This is a genomic window from Streptomyces sp. NPDC000878 (genome assembly GCF_053599695.1).
Genome location: NZ_JBSFMT010000035.1, coordinates 68,847 through 83,323 on the forward strand (window position 1 = coordinate 68,847; position 14,477 = coordinate 83,323).

Genomic DNA, 14,477 nt, shown 5'->3' on the forward strand with positions numbered 1-14,477 from the left:
CGATCCGTCAATGAGCAGCTGGGCTGCTGGTGTTCACCGGCGGCGCAGCCGCAGGACGAGGGCGGCGGCCACGGCGAGCAGTACGGCCGCGGCGCCGCCCGCGACCGCGTACTGCGGTCCGGTGCCGTCGGTGGTGGACGCCACCGGGGCGCCGGCCACGGTACTTCCGGCCTGTGGGGCGGCGGAGTCGGCGGACTCCGCCGCCTCTTCCGTCTCCGCCGTCCTCGACGGTTCCTCGGCCGCATCGGTCGGCGTGGGGGACTGGGTGGGCTTGGTCTGCGCCGCAGTGGTCGCGGACGCGTCGGAGCTGCCGGCGCTGGCAGAGTTGCCCCCGTCGCTCTTCGCTTTCGGGAACACCACGTCCGAGCACGAGTAGTACGTGTCCGGCGTACTGGAGTTCTGCCAGATCGTGTACAGGACATGGCGGCCGGTCCGGTCCGACGGCAGCGTCATGCCGATGCGGTACGCGTCGCCAGTCATCGAGGGGTCCTTGACCTCGGCGAACGGCTTGTCCGGCAGGTCGGACCACTTCAGCGGTTCGGCCGGGTCGTACCCGGGCTTCGTCAGGAACATCTTGAACGTGCCGGTGTGCGGGATCGTCGAGCGGTATGTCATCGTCAGCCGCGCGCCCGGCGACAACGTGGTCGAGGGCCAGTCGGCGCGGGCGATGTCGAGCCCCCGGTAGTCGGGCAGCCCGCCGCTGCACAGCTTGCCGTCGGGGATCACCGCGCGGTCCCGGCCGCTCACGTTCGCGACCCGCAGGTTGTCCCAGAAGGTGAAGGGGGCCCCGCCGTTCGCGGTGAGCGCCGCCTTGCAGGCCGCCGTACCGGCCGTGCTGCCGCCGTCGGGCGAACAGGCGAAGGCACGGCTGACCGGCTTCGTCGGCGCACCGTGCGCCTGGGCGGGAGCCGCCGCCGACAACGTCAGCAACAGCGGTGCCGCGACGGCGGCGGTGCAGGAGAGTGCGGCGGCCGAGAGAGTACGGCGGTGGGCGGTCATCGGGATGTCTCCTCGACCGAGGGGGGAACAGGTCTGCTGCGGGCCGACCCGAGAACGGGTCCGCCTTCGGGCAGTACGGGAAACGGGCAGACCGCGTTCAATCGCCACACGCACTGCCACACGCACTGTCACTCGCCCCGCTGCACGCACGCCACACGCGCGGCCAATCCCCCGCAACTCGCCCAACCCGGTCAACTGGCCGTCGTTCAGGGTCGGTTTCCGGCGTTCAAGGGTGCGGAACCGGACGGATCGAGGGTTTCCCCTGTATCCGGATGACCTTCTCTTTGCCTACTGTTCCACCACAGCCGCCCCACAGGTAACCCCGGAACGGGCCGCTCGCGCTTGGCCGGCCGCCGCGCCGCTTTTCGACTGCACCCCCCGCCGCTTCGACGACGAAGCGAATCGACCGCCACTCCGCGCCGCCCTCCAGGCTGCCCGGAGTACGGCCACGAAAGGCAAGCCCTTGCGTACCTCACTCACCCGTGTCTCGGGGCGGAAGCTGATATCCGTCGCCGCGGTCTCCGCCGCGCTGGTCGCCGCCGCCACCACCTCGGTCGCCGTCGCCCAGGAGCCCGCCGCTCCCGCCGCCGCCCCGGAAGCCGCCGCACAGGCGGTCGCCGCCCCGGCCGAACGACTCATCGTCGGCTACAAGGCCGGCGCCGCCGAGGCGAAGTCGAACCAGGCCGCCGACGCCGACGCCGTCGCCAAGGGCAAGGAAGCCGGCGAGAGCCTGGACTTCCAGCGCCGCCTCGGCACCGGTGCCGCCCTCGTCGACCTGGGCGAGCAGCTCAGCAAGGCGGACGTCGCCGACGTCATCGCCGAGTACCAGGCCGACCCGCAGGTCGCCTACGTCGTACCGGACCGCCTCAACAAGCCGCAGGCCGACCCGAACGACACCGAGTACAGCAAGCAGTGGGACCTCTTCGAGACCACCGCGGGCATGCGTGTTCCGGGCGCCTGGACCACCGCGACCGGCACCGGCGTGACCGTCGCCGTCATCGACACCGGCTATGTCACCCACTCCGACCTGGCCGCCAACATCGTCGCGGGCTACGACTTCATCGCCGACACCGCTGTCGCGGTGGACGGCAACGGCCGTGACAGCAACCCGGCCGACCCGGGCGACTGGTACGCCACCGACGAGTGCGGCACCGGCACCGGCTCCAGCAACTCCTCCTGGCACGGCACCCACGTCGCGGGCACCATCGCCGCCGCCACCAACAACAGCAAGGGTGTCGCGGGCATCGCGTACAACGCGAAGATCTCCCCGCTGCGCGTCCTCGGCAAGTGCGGTGGCTACGACTCCGACATCATCGACGCCATCACCTGGGCGTCGGGCGGCACCGTCTCCGGTGTCCCGGCCAACGCCAACGTCGCCAAGGTCATCAACATGAGCCTGGGCGGCTCCGGTGCGTGCACCACGGCCACCCAGACCGCGATCACCAACGCCGTCAACCGTGGCACCACGGTCGTCGTCGCGGCGGGCAACAGCAACGCCAACGCGGCCAACTACTCCCCGGCGAGCTGCGCCAACGTCATCTCGGTCGCCGCGCTGAGCCGTACGGGTGCCAAGGCCTCGTACTCCAACTTCGGCGCCTCCGTGGACATCGCGGCCCCCGGCGGCCAGACCAGCACCGGCACCGCCAACGGCATCCTGTCCACGCTGAACTCAGGCACCCAGGGCCCGTCCACCGAGTCGTACGCCTACTACCAGGGCACCAGCATGGCCGCCCCGCACATCGCGGGCCTCGCCGCGCTGCTGAAGTCGGCGAACTCCTCGCTGACCCCGGCCCAGATCGAGTCGGCGATCAAGACCAACTCCCGTGCCCTGCCCGGCACTTGCTCGGGCGGCTGCGGCGCCGGCCTGGCCGACGCCACCAAGACCGTGCAGGCCGTGAGCGGTACGACCTCGGGGACCACCTTCTCCTCCAGCACCGCCGTCTCGATCCCGGACAACAGCTCCGCCGTCGAGTCCTCGATCGCCGTCACCGGCCGGACCGGCAACGCCCCCTCGGCCCTCCAGGTCGGCGTCGACATCACCCACACCTACCGCGGTGACCTGGTCATCAGCCTGGTGGCGCCCGACGGCACGGTCTACGCGCTGAAGGCCTCCAGCACCTCGGACTCCGCCGACAACGTGAGCACCACGTACACGGTGGACGCCTCCAGCGAGACCGCCAACGGCACCTGGAAGCTCCGCGTCCAGGACGTGGCCGCCTCGGACACCGGCACGATCAACAGCTGGAAGCTCACCTTCTGATCCAGTGAGCTGAAGGTGTGACACAGACGGGCGGGTCGGCAGGCGTGGATGGACGCCGGCCGGCCCGCCGCTGTCATGTGCCATACGCGATGACTTGGGGATATCGGGTGCGGGAACCGCGCCCGATAGGGGCGCAGGGAACTGCGCGACCAGCCCCCACCGACCCGCAGCGAACGAACCGCCCATCCAGCGGAGCTACCCCCCGCTGAACTCAGCCAGATGCTCCGCTGCCCACTCCCGGTACGAGCGAGCGGTCCGCCCGAGCAACTCCGCGACCGTCGGCTCCACTTGCCCCTTCGCCCCGTCCTGCCCCCGCGCCGCACTCTCCACGAGCGCGTGGGCCACTGCCTCCGGATAACGCGAGAGCAGCCCCCGAAGCAGCTGACCCTCCGTCAGTTCCACGAACTTCAGGGGTCGTTGCAGCAACTCGCCCAGGATCTCCGTCTGTTCGACCGGGGAGACCCCGGCGGGCCCGGTCAGCGCGTACGCCCGCCCCGCGTGCGACTCCGGGTCCGAGAGCGCCCGTACCGCCACGTCGGCGATGTCCCGCGGGTCGACGTTCGCGTTCCGCGAGGTGCCGTAGGGGCCCCGGACGACCCCCTCCTCCCGGACGGAGCGGGCCCAGCCCAGGGTGTTGGACATGAAGGCGCGCGGACGCAGGAAGGTCCACGCCAGGCCGGAGGCGCGCAGGAGCTCCTCGTTGTACCGCTGCCACCGTGTGATCAGGTCGGTGGCCCCGGGGTCGGTCACCGCCTGGGCAGACAGCTTCACCACCTGAGGTACCCCCGCCGCTCGGGAGGCCGCCACGAAGTTCTCGTCCTGGGCCGGCGCCAGCGGATTCGCGGTGACGAGCAGGGCGGACCGTACGCCGACCAGCGCCGCGCGCAGCCCGGCGGGGTCGTCGAAGTCCCCGCGCACCACCTCGATTCCGGGACCGGCGAGGGTGACGCGGTGCGGGTCGCGGGTGAGCAGGCGCAGCGGGCCGGTGCCCGCCAGACGTTCGGCGACCAGCCGACCGACGGTGCCGGTGGCCCCCGTCAGCAGAATCACGGGACGGGGACCGCGGAGAGGATGCGGACGCCGCGGTCGGCCCGGCTGTCCAGTCCGAGCAGGAGCCCCGGTACCGCGATGCCGGGCAGGATGTGGGACCACAGGACCGAGATACGGTGCGCGAGGTCCGCCCGGTTGGTCAGGGCCCGCGACATCAACTGGATGCCCGCGAAGCCCCCCACCAGCAGCTCCACCGTGTCCTGCGGCTTCACCGTGGGCAGCAACTCGCCCTGGGCGCCGGCTTGTTCCATCAGCACGATCAGCCGCTCCCCCCACTGCCGGAACGGTCCGCTGTGGTCGACCCCGGGGGGCGTCGCCTGGTCCACCGTCAGTCGCACGCTGCCTCGCAGCAGAGAGTCGGTCAGCAGCCGCTGCGCCACGACGAACGTCATGTCGATGATCTCCTGCAGCTTGCAGGCCTGTTCCGGGACCGTGCCGAACGGCACCTGCTCGTCCAGTACCGCCTGGGCGATGGACTCCTTTGAGGGGAAATGGAAATACAGGGCGCCCTTGGTGACCTCGGCCCGTTCCAGGACCATCGCGATGGTCGTGGAGGTGTAGCCGTGTTCGTCGAAAACCGCGCCCGCGGCTTCCAGGATCGCCCTGCGCGTCCTGATGGCGCGCTCCTGTTTCGCCATAAGAGCCCCTCCTTGGCGCCCAGTTGGCCGGTGTCCGTATTCGGTGCCGTATTCAGTGCCGTGCTGGTGCGTGACGGCGCGTGGTCAGGTGCGCCGGAACCGCCGATCATAGGGCCGGACCGACTGATCTCGTTGAAAACAAACCGGTCGCCTCGTACTCTAACGCTCACCGGAGCGGGCGCCTTTCCGTCTGCCACGCCATTCGGGGGACCGAGGGAGAGACATTGCTTCCAGTGCCGCAGTCTGCCGAAATCCCAGCCATGACGGCGAGCGTTCCGCGCCAACTCGTGCACCGTGCGGCGATCGCGGAAACGTTCCCCACCGGCTGGTCCCGAACAGAGACCGACCGGTTCAGCGTCTCCGCGCAGTGGCCGCGAGTCCACTGTTTACACGTGTCGCCCGACCGGACGACGTACGATCCGCTGCTCGTCGTGGAGACCGTGCGCCAGGCCGGAACCCTGCTCAACCACACCGAGTACAAGGTGCCCCTGGACCACCAGTTCGTGCTCCAGGAGTTCCGGATCACCACGTTCCCCGAGCACTTGGGCGTCGGGCCGGTCCCCGCCGAACCCATCATCGACATCACCTTCTCCGACATCCGCCATCGAGGCAAGCGCCTGGTTTCGGCCCGCTACACGGCCGACGTCCTGCTGGACGGTGAGCTGGTCGCGCATGCCGACGTCGCCTTCACCTGCACCAGCGGTGCCGTCTTCAGCAGGCTGCGCGGCGGTCGTACGGCGGCCGACGTGACCGCATTGCCCGTTCCGCCGGGGCTGCCGGCCGCCGACGTGGGCCGGGACTCGGCGGCGGACGTCGTCCTGGCACCGCATCAACAGACCGACCGTGACTGGCAGTTGCGAGTTGATACCGGTCATGCTGTTTTCTTCGACCATCCCCTCGATCACATACCGGGCATGCTGCTCCTGGAGGCCGCCCGCCAGGCGGCGTTGGCGCGCACGGGCCCCGACGGCGGGCTGATGCCCGTGTCCTTCGACACGACCTTCCATCAGTTCGCCGAACTGGACCTGCCCACCTGGATAGAGTCCACGGACCAAGGTGACGGGGCCCTGAAGGTGGTGGGAACACAGGAGGGACACACGGTTTTCGAGTGTGTGGTGGGCACCGCGGAACGGTCGGCTATCTTGTACAGGGAGTAAGAAACAAACGGCATATCCCGTTTTTCTTCAGGGAGTTCGGGAGCGCCGGGACGGTGTGGGAAGGGGTGGGCGCCGATGGCGAGGCAGTTACGCGCCGAGCAGACCCGTGCGACGATCATCACGGCCGCGGCCGACCTGTTCGACCGCCACGGCTATGAGTCGACCAGCCTGAGCGACATAGTCGAGCACGCCCATGTCACCAAAGGCGCCCTCTACTTCCACTTCGCGGCGAAGGAAGATCTGGCCCACGCCATCCTGGAGATCCAGTCCAGAACCTCCCGGCGGATGGCCAGGGACATCGACGGCCGCGGCTACTCCTCGCTCGAAGCGCTGATCCGCATCACCTTCGGGATCACCAGGATGGCCGTCGAGGGCCCGATCTCCAGGGCGGGCCTGCGTCTCGCGGCCGGCGACGTCGTCGTACGGCCGCCGCTGCGGCACCCGTTCCGCGAGTGGTCGGAGATCGCGTCCGGCAAACTCCTGGGCGCGGTCAAGGAGTCCGACGTCCACCCGGACGTCGACGTCGACGCGATGGCGCACTCCCTCGTCAGCTTCTTCGTCGGCAGCCGCGTGGTCAGCCGCGCGGTGGAGCCGGTGGCCCGCCAGCCCCGGCGTACGGCGGACATGTGGCGGCTCACCATCCGGGCCCTGGTGCCGACGCCGAGGCGGGCGCGGTATCTGAGCCTGGTGGCGCAACTGGAGCGGGAGATAAGGGTCGTGGCGTGAGACGGGCGGTCGGATTCGTTGCGCGGTGCCTGCGTCTTCAACCGTGCGGCTACTGGGGAGGGGCTTGCGGTTGAGTGCCGGGTGACTGGTCAGTTGTGGCTGGTCGCGCAGTTCCCCGCGCCCCTGAGGGAGTTCCCCAGCCGCTCAGTCGCCGCGTTGCGCGTTCCGGGCCGGGTGTTTCGTGGGCGGTAGCGTGAGGCGCATGCCTGCTTCCGACTCCGTGTCCCCGCCCGTGATCCTCTCCAACGAGCCGGGATCGTTCCCCTGGAGCGTGCTGGCCGAACGGCATCCCGCGCTCATCCGGAAGGTGCGGGACGCCTTCCCGTACGGCCCCGAGCAGCACCGCGCGCTCGACGCGCTCCTCAAGAACTGCACCGAGGGAGTCGTCGAACCGCTCCCCACCGAGGCCGAGGACCGGGAGCAGTGGGAGGAGTGGGGGACCCAGGAGTACGCGGGCCGATCGTGGTTCGACGTGCCGTGGTTGTGGGCGGAGGGGTACTTCTACCGCCAACTCCTCGAAGCGGTCGGGTACTTCGGCGGAGGCGGAGGCGGAGGCACCGATGGCAGCCGCAGCGGGGGCGAGGGTGCCTGGCGTGGGATCGACCCCTTCCGTCCTTTCAAGCTCGCCGAACTGGACGCCCCTGAGACCGACGAGGAACTGGCCGCGCTCGACGACCTGGTGGGCAGGCCCGAGGAGGAACAGGCGCGCGCCCTGCTCCACGGGTCGCTGTGGGGCAACCGGGCCGACCTCGGCTTCCGGCTCTCCGGCGCGGACAAGGGGACGGACGAGGGTGCGGACAAGGGCGGGGACGCGGCGGGACTCGTCGCCGACGACAGCGAGTCCTTCTGGTCGCTGCTCCGGCCCACCCGACGTGACCCCGGCACGGTCTGCCTGGTCGCGGACAACGCCGGCCGGGAACTCGTCCCCGACCTGCTGCTCCTGGACCACCTGCTGACCCGGGGGTACGCCGAACGCGCCGTCCTGCACGTGAAACCGCACCCGTTCTTCGTCTCCGACGCGACCACCGCCGACGTCGTCGACGCCCTGCGCCGACTGACCCGCGCACCGGGCGAGGCCGCCGCGTACGGGCGCCGCCTCTGGTCCGCGATGGCCGACGGCCGCCTCGAGGTACGCGCCCACCCCTTCTCCTGCGCCCCGCTCCCGTACGCGGCGATGCCCGACGACCTGCGCGAGGACTTCGCCTCGGCCACGGTCACCGTGATGAAGGGCGACCTGAACTACCGCCGTCTCGTCGGTGACCGACTCCGGCCTCCGACCGCGCCGTTCGCGGACGTCACCGCGTACTTCCCGGGCCCGGTGGCCGCCCTGCGCACCCTGAAGTCGGACGTGATCGTCGGCCTCGACGCCCGTACCGAGTCCGCACTCGTCGCCGCGGAGGGGCAGCGCTGGCGGACGAGCGGCACGCGTGCGGTGATTCAGGTGTCGTAGCCGCTGCGGCGGCGGTGCGACGGACCGATCGACGCATCGACCTGTGGTGATCATGTCAAATCTTTGATAGGTGTGAGCGCATGGCGTTACGTCCATTGCGCTCGGAAACTCCGGGAAGCTCAGGAAGCTTCGCAAGAGGAAAACTCGCGGCGGCGCTGGCCGCCCTGACTCTGGCCGTCGCGGCCTGTGGCGGCGACGGCTCGGACTCGTCCTCCTCGGACGGCGGCGGGAAACGGATCGATGTCGCCGCCCTGCCACTGATCGACTGCGCCGCGCTCTACGTCGCGCGTGACCGCGGTCTGTTCGAGAAGGAGGGCCTCGACGTCCGTATCACGCAGATCCAGCAGAGCCTCCAGGCACTGCCCGCGCTGGCGAAGGGCCAGGTGGACGTGGTCGCGAGCGCGAACTACGTCACCTACTTCCAGGCCCATGAGAAGGGCACCCTCGACATCCGTATCGTCGCCGAGTCGATCAGAGCCGCGCCGCACATGATGGACGTCCTGGTGCCGAAGGACTCGGACATCAAGACCGTCGCCGACCTCAAGGGCCGAAAGCTCGCCGTCAACGTCCTGAACAACGTCCAGTCGCTGACCTTCAACGAGGTCCTGGAGACAGCCGGCGCCGAGCGCCCCGACTACCGCCAGGTCCCCTTCCCGCAGATGGGGGCCGCCCTGGAGAAGGGGCAGGTCGACGCCGTCCACGCGGTCGAGCCCTTCGACAGCGTCATCCAGGACGAACTCAAGGCAAGGGTGCTGATCGACGGCGCCTCCCCGCCCGTCGAGGCGATCCCCCTCAGCGGCTACATCACCACCAACCAGTACGCCACCGAGAACCCGGAGACCCTCGCCGCCTTCCAGCGCGCCATCAAGGCCGCCGCGCAGATCGCCGGCGAGGACCCGTCGGCCGTACGGGCCGTGGTGCCGACGTACACGAAGGTGACGGCGGACCAGGCGAAGTCCGTCGATCTGCCGGCCTTCCCACCGGTCATGGACGCCACCCAGATCGCCCGGCTGACCGAACTGATGCAGAAACAGGGGCTGTTGAAGAAGGCGATCGATCCGTCGACGCTGTTGGTGCGGTGAAGCGGGTACGAGTACGAGTCGACGGACGGGTGCGGGTACGCGTACCCGTACTCGCCCGCGTACGGCAGGAGCCGGTGCTCGGTGTTCTCGGTGTGCTCCTCGCCTTCGGTGTGTGCGAGGCGATGAGCAGGGCCGGGATCGTACGGCGCAGCTATCTGCCGCCGGCGTCCGAAGTCCTGGCCCGGGCCGTGGAGTTGGCGGGTGACCGGGCCTTCCTGGACGGGGTCGGGGCGACCCTGCGCGCATGGGCCCTGGGACTGGGCCTGGCCTGCGCGATAGCGATCCCGCTGGGGCTGCTGCTCGGCAGCGTGCCGGTCGTCGACGACGCCGTACGCGCGATCGTCGAGTTCCTGCGCCCGTTGCCGTCCGTCGCACTGATCCCCCTGGTCTCCCTGCTGCTCGGGTCGGGCACCGAGACCAAGGTCGCGCTGATCACCTATGCCTCGGTCTGGCCGATCCTCTTCAACACCGTCTACGGACTCGGTGAGACCGACCCCCTCGCCAAGGACACCCTGCGCGCCTTCGGCTTCGGCCGCCTCTCCGTGCTGCTCCACGTCGAACTCCCAGGCACGGCGCCCTTCATCGCGGCCGGTATCCGTATCTCGGCCGCGGTCGCCCTCATCCTCGCCGTCGCCACGGAGATCCTCGCCGGCTTCGGCGAGGGCCTCGGCATCTTCATCGCCCAGGCGGGCACGGCGACGGACGGCACCCGGGACGTGCTGGCCGGTGTGGTGTGGGCCGGGACCCTGGGCCTGGTCATCGACGGGGTGCTCGTGCGGTGCGAACGGAGAGCGTTTCCGTGGACACCGGAACACCGGACAAGCGCGCAGCGCACCCGCGAACACCGGCCACGCGACGCGTCCGCGCCGGTGCGAGGCGAGCGGTCCGCCGCCGCCGACTCCGACCACGAGGTCCACCCATGAGGGGCCGCCCCGGACCCACGGCCGGGAAACCCCCGCGCACGGACACCGACAAGGAGACAGGGACCGCCGGTACAGGGACCGCAGGGACCGGGACTGTCTCCCCGGCCCCCGTCGCCTCCCGTACCGCCCGTGTGGGCCCCCTCGCCCGGGGCGCGCTGCTCCGCTGGCTCGTGCTCGCCCTCGCCGTGGGTGTCTGGCAGCTCGCCGCCCGTGCGCACGGCAGCGTCTACTTCCCTCCTCCCGGCCGCATCGCGCACCACGCCTACGATCTGTGGTTCTCCGGCCCTGCCCGGCAGCTCTTCCTCACCGACGCCGCCGTCGACAACATCCTGCCCAGCCTCGGCCGGATGGCCGCCGGGTTCGCTCTCGCCGCCGTCGCCGGGGTGGCCCTGGGTATCGCGGTCGGGCGGTCGCGCCGGGCGTACGCGCTGTGCAACCCGGTCCTCCAGTTCGCGCGCGCCGTCCCGCCCCCGGCCCTCGTACCCGTCTTCGTCGTCGTGCTCGACTTCGGTACGCAGATGCAGGTCGCGTCGATCGCCTTCAGCGCCGTATGGCCCGTGCTGATCAACACGGCGGAGGGGGCCCGCAACGTCGACCCGTTGCGGCTCGAAGTCGCCACCGTGCTGCGTCTGACCGCGTTCGAACGGCTCTGGCTGCTGCTTCTGCCCTCCGCGCTGCCGCGCATCTTCGCGGGGCTTCGGCTGACCCTCTCGCTCTCCCTCATCCTCATGGTGTTCTCGGAGCTGCTGCCGGGCACCGCCAACGGCATCGGCTTCACCCTCACCGACGCCCAGTCGCGCTCCGACCTGCTGACCGTCTGGGCGGCCCTGGTCCTGCTCGGCGCCCTCGGGTACCTCCTCAACACCGGCCTGCTGACGGTCGAGAAGCGGCTGATCGGCAACGGGCGGCCCCAATGACCCCATGCCCTCAATACCCGGGCCCGCAGTGCCCCGCCTCTCAGTGCCCAGCCCCTCAGGACAGGTGACCGATCCGGATGCTCACCCTCGACTCCCTCGGCCAGCACTACGGCGACCACAGCGTCCTGCGGGACATCAGCCTCACCGTGCCCGACGGCCAACTCCTGTGCGTCGTCGGTCCGTCCGGCTGCGGCAAGTCCACGCTGCTGCGCACCATCGCCGGACTGCTGCCCGCCCACGAGGGCACGGTGACCGTCGACGACACGCCCGTCTCCGCTGTGCCCGACCGGCTCGCCGTCGTCTTCCAGGACTACGGACGCTCCCTGTTCCCCTGGCTCACCGTCCGCGAGAACGTCGCGTTGCCGCTGCGCCGCCGCGGTCTCGGCCGGGCCGAACGACGCGGTGAGGCGGAACGGATCCTGGAGCGCGTGGGGCTGGGCGGCGCCGCCCGCCGCCACCCCTGGCAGCTCTCCGGCGGGATGCAGCAGCGCGTCGCCATCGCCCGCGCGCTCGTCTGCCGCCCCTCCCTGCTTCTCATGGACGAGCCCTTCGGCTCCTTGGACGCCCAGACCCGGGAGGACCTCGAAGACCTGCTCCTCGAGGTGCACCGCACGGACGGCGCGACCATCGTCTTCGTCACGCACGACATCGACGAAAGCGTGTACGTCGGCGACCGCGTCGTCGTGCTGTCCCCGGGCCCCGGCGCCCGGGTCCTCCTCGACCTCCCGGTCGGACTGCCCGGCCCGCGCGACCAGATCGGGACACGGGGCCTGCCCGAGTTCGTGGCGCTGAGGGCGCAGGTCGGGCGGGCGGTGCGCTCGGGGGCGGATGAGGTCTCGTAGTAGTCGCAGGAAATCTCGTAGTGCTCGCATGTCGAGTGAACTCACAGCGCCCGTCCGGAATCCCGGAATCGGTCCTGATTCACGCGATGGTGTGATCATGTCCCGCTCCGTGGATGGCTCGTCCGGGGCAGGGGTAGGGCCCCGCCCATGACACAGCCGTTCGTACTCCCGCACTTCTACATGCCGTATCCCGCGCGCCTGAATCCGCATCTCGACGAGGCGCGTGCCCATTCGACCGTCTGGGCACGGGAGATGGGAATGCTGGAGGGCTCAGGCGTCTGGGAGCAGTCCGATCTCGACGCGCACGACTACGGGTTGCTGTGCGCGTACACGCACCCCGACTGCGACGGTCCCGACCTCTCCCTCATCACCGACTGGTACGTGTGGGTCTTCTTCTTCGACGACCACTTCCTGGAGGTCTTCAAGCGCAGCCAGGACCGGGACGGCGGCAAGGCCTATCTGGACCGGCTGCCCCTTTTCATGCCGCTCGACCTCTCGACTCCCGTACCCGAGCCGCAGAATCCGGTGGAGGCGGGCCTCGCCGACCTGTGGGCACGTACGGTTCCGTCGATGTCCGTGGACTGGCGCAGGCGGTTCTCCGTCGCCACCGAGCATCTGCTGAACGAGTCGATGTGGGAACTGTCCAACATCAACGAGGGGCGGATCTCCAACCCCGTCGAGTACATCGAGATGCGCCGCAAGGTCGGCGGTGCGCCCTGGTCGGCCGGGCTCGTGGAGTACGCGACCGCCGAAGTGCCCGCGTGCGTCGCGGAGTCGAGGCCGCTCAGGGTGCTGATGGAGACCTTCTCGGACGGCGTCCACCTGCGCAACGACCTGTTCTCCTACCAGCGGGAGGTCGAGGACGAGGGCGAACTCAGCAACGGCGTGCTCGTCCTGGAGACCTTCTTCGGGTGCACGACCCAGGAGGCCGCCGACACCGTCAACGACATCCTCACCTCACGGCTCCACCAGTTCGAGCACACCGCGCTCACCGAAGTGCCCGGCCTGGCCCTGGAGAAGGGCCTCACACCGGACCAGGTCGCCGCGGTGGCCGCGTACACGCGCGGGCTGCAGGACTGGCAGTCCGGCGGCCACGAGTGGCATCTGCGCTCCAGCCGGTACATGAACGAAGGGGCCCTGGAGGAGTCGCGGCCGTTCGGGGTCGGCGGTTTCGGTACGTCCGCCTCCAACATCGGCGCACTCCTGGCCTCGGCCGGCGCCGAACGCCTGCGCGCCTACACCCATGTGCCCTACCAGAAGGTAGGCCCGTCCCGACTGCCGGATTTCTACATGCCGTTCCGGCTCACCCTCAGCCCGCACCTGGACGGCGCCCGGTACCGCCTCACCGACTGGATGCACAGCATGGGCATGCTCCAGGAGGGCGTCTGGGACGAGGACAAACTCGCCGCCGCCGACCTGCCGTTGTGCGCGGCCGGCATCCACCCGGACGCGACGGCCGACGCCCTCGACCTCAGCTCCGGATGGCTGGCCTGGGGCACGTACGGCGACGACTACTACCCCCTCGTCTTCGGTCACCGCCGCGACCTGGCCGCGGCCCGCCTGTGCACCGAGCGTCTCTCCGCCTGCATGCCCATCGAGGGCGACGAGTTCCCGGTTCCGGTCAACGGCATGGAACGCGGCCTCATCGACCTGTGGCGGCGTACGACGGTCGAGATGACCCCGGACCAGCGGCGCACGTTCCGTGCCGCGGTGGACGTGATGACCGAGAGCTGGGTGTGGGAGCTGGCCAACGTGACCCAGAACCGCATCCCCGATCCGATCGACTACCTGGAGATGCGCCGCGCCACCTTCGGCTCGGACCTCACGATGAGCCTGTGCCGCATCGGCCACGGCCGGACGGTTCCACCGGAGGTCTACCGCAGCGGCCCCGTTCAGTCGCTGGAGAAGGCGGCCTCCGACTACGCGATGCTCATCAACGACGTCTTCTCGTACCAGAAGGAGATCGAGTACGAGGGCGAGATCCACAACGGCATCCTCGTCGTCCAGAACTTCTTCGACTGCGACTACCCGACCGGGCTCGGCATCATCCACGATCTGATGACCCAGCGCATGCAGCAGTTCGAGCATGTCGCCGCCCATGAATTCCCGGTCCTGTACGAGGACTTCAAGCTCACGAACGAGGCACGCGCGATCATGGACGGTTATGTGGACGAGCTGCGGAACTGGCTGTCCGGCATCCTGAACTGGCACCAGCAGGTGTCCCGCTACAAGTCGGACTACCTGGCCCGCAGGTCCCACGGCTTCCTGCCGGACCGCGCCTCGGCACTGCCGGTCGGCTGACGGCGGCCGGCCCCAGGTCAGCCGAGGTCGCGCACCCGCTCCGCCGTCTCCTCGGCGAGCTCCCGTACGCCCGTGGCGGCGTTCCCCGAGAGCTCGCCGAGTATCGCGTCCGCGGAGGCCAGCCGGACGTCC

At 70.0% G+C, this 14,477-nt stretch carries 12 protein-coding genes; 9 read left to right on the forward strand and 3 right to left on the reverse strand.

Annotated features, from left to right (window positions below; all coding sequences use genetic code 11):
- Window positions 1-33: 33 nt before the first annotated feature.
- On the reverse strand, window positions 34-999 hold the full coding sequence (locus tag ACWDR4_RS27895) for a lytic polysaccharide monooxygenase (RefSeq protein ID WP_450412777.1): 966 nt from the start codon (window positions 997-999) through the stop codon (window positions 34-36).
- 463 nt (window positions 1,000-1,462) lie between these two features.
- Here ACWDR4_RS27895 and ACWDR4_RS27900 point away from each other — a divergent pair, with 463 nt between their 5' ends.
- The gene (locus ACWDR4_RS27900; protein ID WP_450412779.1) at window positions 1,463-3,259 is read left to right on the forward strand and encodes a S8 family peptidase; all 1,797 of its coding nucleotides are present in this window, start codon (window positions 1,463-1,465) and stop codon (window positions 3,257-3,259) included.
- Between the two features lie 195 nt (window positions 3,260-3,454).
- On the opposite strand, the gene ACWDR4_RS27905 is transcribed toward ACWDR4_RS27900, so the two are convergent.
- Both ACWDR4_RS27905 and ACWDR4_RS27910 read right to left on the reverse strand, forming a co-directional pair.
- Window positions 3,455-4,309 (reverse strand): NAD(P)H-binding protein, encoded by an 855-nt coding sequence (locus tag ACWDR4_RS27905; RefSeq protein ID WP_450412781.1) that lies wholly within the window; start codon window positions 4,307-4,309, stop codon window positions 3,455-3,457.
- Window positions 4,306-4,947 (reverse strand): ScbR family autoregulator-binding transcription factor, encoded by a 642-nt coding sequence (locus ACWDR4_RS27910; RefSeq protein ID WP_450412783.1) that lies wholly within the window; start codon window positions 4,945-4,947, stop codon window positions 4,306-4,308. The genes ACWDR4_RS27905 and ACWDR4_RS27910 overlap by 4 nt, the downstream gene beginning before the upstream one ends.
- Before the next feature lie 260 nt (window positions 4,948-5,207).
- Here ACWDR4_RS27910 and ACWDR4_RS27915 point away from each other — a divergent pair, with 260 nt between their 5' ends.
- The 8 genes from ACWDR4_RS27915 to cyc2 all read left to right on the forward strand — a co-directional run bounded on the left by ACWDR4_RS27915 (window position 5,208) and on the right by cyc2 (window position 14,345).
- Entirely contained in the window at window positions 5,208-6,104 is an 897-nt protein-coding gene (locus tag ACWDR4_RS27915; RefSeq protein ID WP_450412785.1) for a ScbA/BarX family gamma-butyrolactone biosynthesis protein, read from the forward strand.
- A gap of 75 nt (window positions 6,105-6,179) precedes the next feature.
- Window positions 6,180-6,830: a ScbR family autoregulator-binding transcription factor gene (locus ACWDR4_RS27920; protein ID WP_369034686.1), complete on the forward strand. Its 651-nt coding sequence runs from the start codon at window positions 6,180-6,182 to the stop codon at window positions 6,828-6,830.
- A 202-nt stretch (window positions 6,831-7,032) separates the two neighbouring features.
- Window positions 7,033-8,280: a damage-control phosphatase ARMT1 family protein gene (locus ACWDR4_RS27925; protein WP_450412788.1), complete on the forward strand. Its 1,248-nt coding sequence runs from the start codon at window positions 7,033-7,035 to the stop codon at window positions 8,278-8,280.
- Window positions 8,281-8,360: 80 nt separating this feature from the next.
- Window positions 8,361-9,362: an ABC transporter substrate-binding protein gene (locus tag ACWDR4_RS27930; protein ID WP_450412790.1), complete on the forward strand. Its 1,002-nt coding sequence runs from the start codon at window positions 8,361-8,363 to the stop codon at window positions 9,360-9,362.
- The gene (locus ACWDR4_RS27935) at window positions 9,359-10,285 is read left to right on the forward strand and encodes an ABC transporter permease (RefSeq protein WP_450412792.1); all 927 of its coding nucleotides are present in this window, start codon (window positions 9,359-9,361) and stop codon (window positions 10,283-10,285) included. Before ACWDR4_RS27930 ends, ACWDR4_RS27935 begins: the two co-directional genes overlap by 4 nt.
- Window positions 10,282-11,202: an ABC transporter permease gene (locus ACWDR4_RS27940; RefSeq protein ID WP_450412794.1), complete on the forward strand. Its 921-nt coding sequence runs from the start codon at window positions 10,282-10,284 to the stop codon at window positions 11,200-11,202. The genes ACWDR4_RS27935 and ACWDR4_RS27940 overlap by 4 nt, the downstream gene beginning before the upstream one ends.
- 77 nt (window positions 11,203-11,279) lie before the next feature.
- Window positions 11,280-12,044, forward strand: a complete 765-nt coding sequence (locus ACWDR4_RS27945) for an ABC transporter ATP-binding protein (protein ID WP_450412796.1) — start codon at window positions 11,280-11,282, stop codon at window positions 12,042-12,044.
- A 147-nt stretch (window positions 12,045-12,191) separates the two neighbouring features.
- Window positions 12,192-14,345, forward strand: coding sequence for a germacradienol/geosmin synthase Cyc2 (gene cyc2 / locus ACWDR4_RS27950; protein WP_450412798.1), 2,154 nt, complete (start codon window positions 12,192-12,194; stop codon window positions 14,343-14,345).
- Window positions 14,346-14,477: the final 132 nt, after the last annotated feature.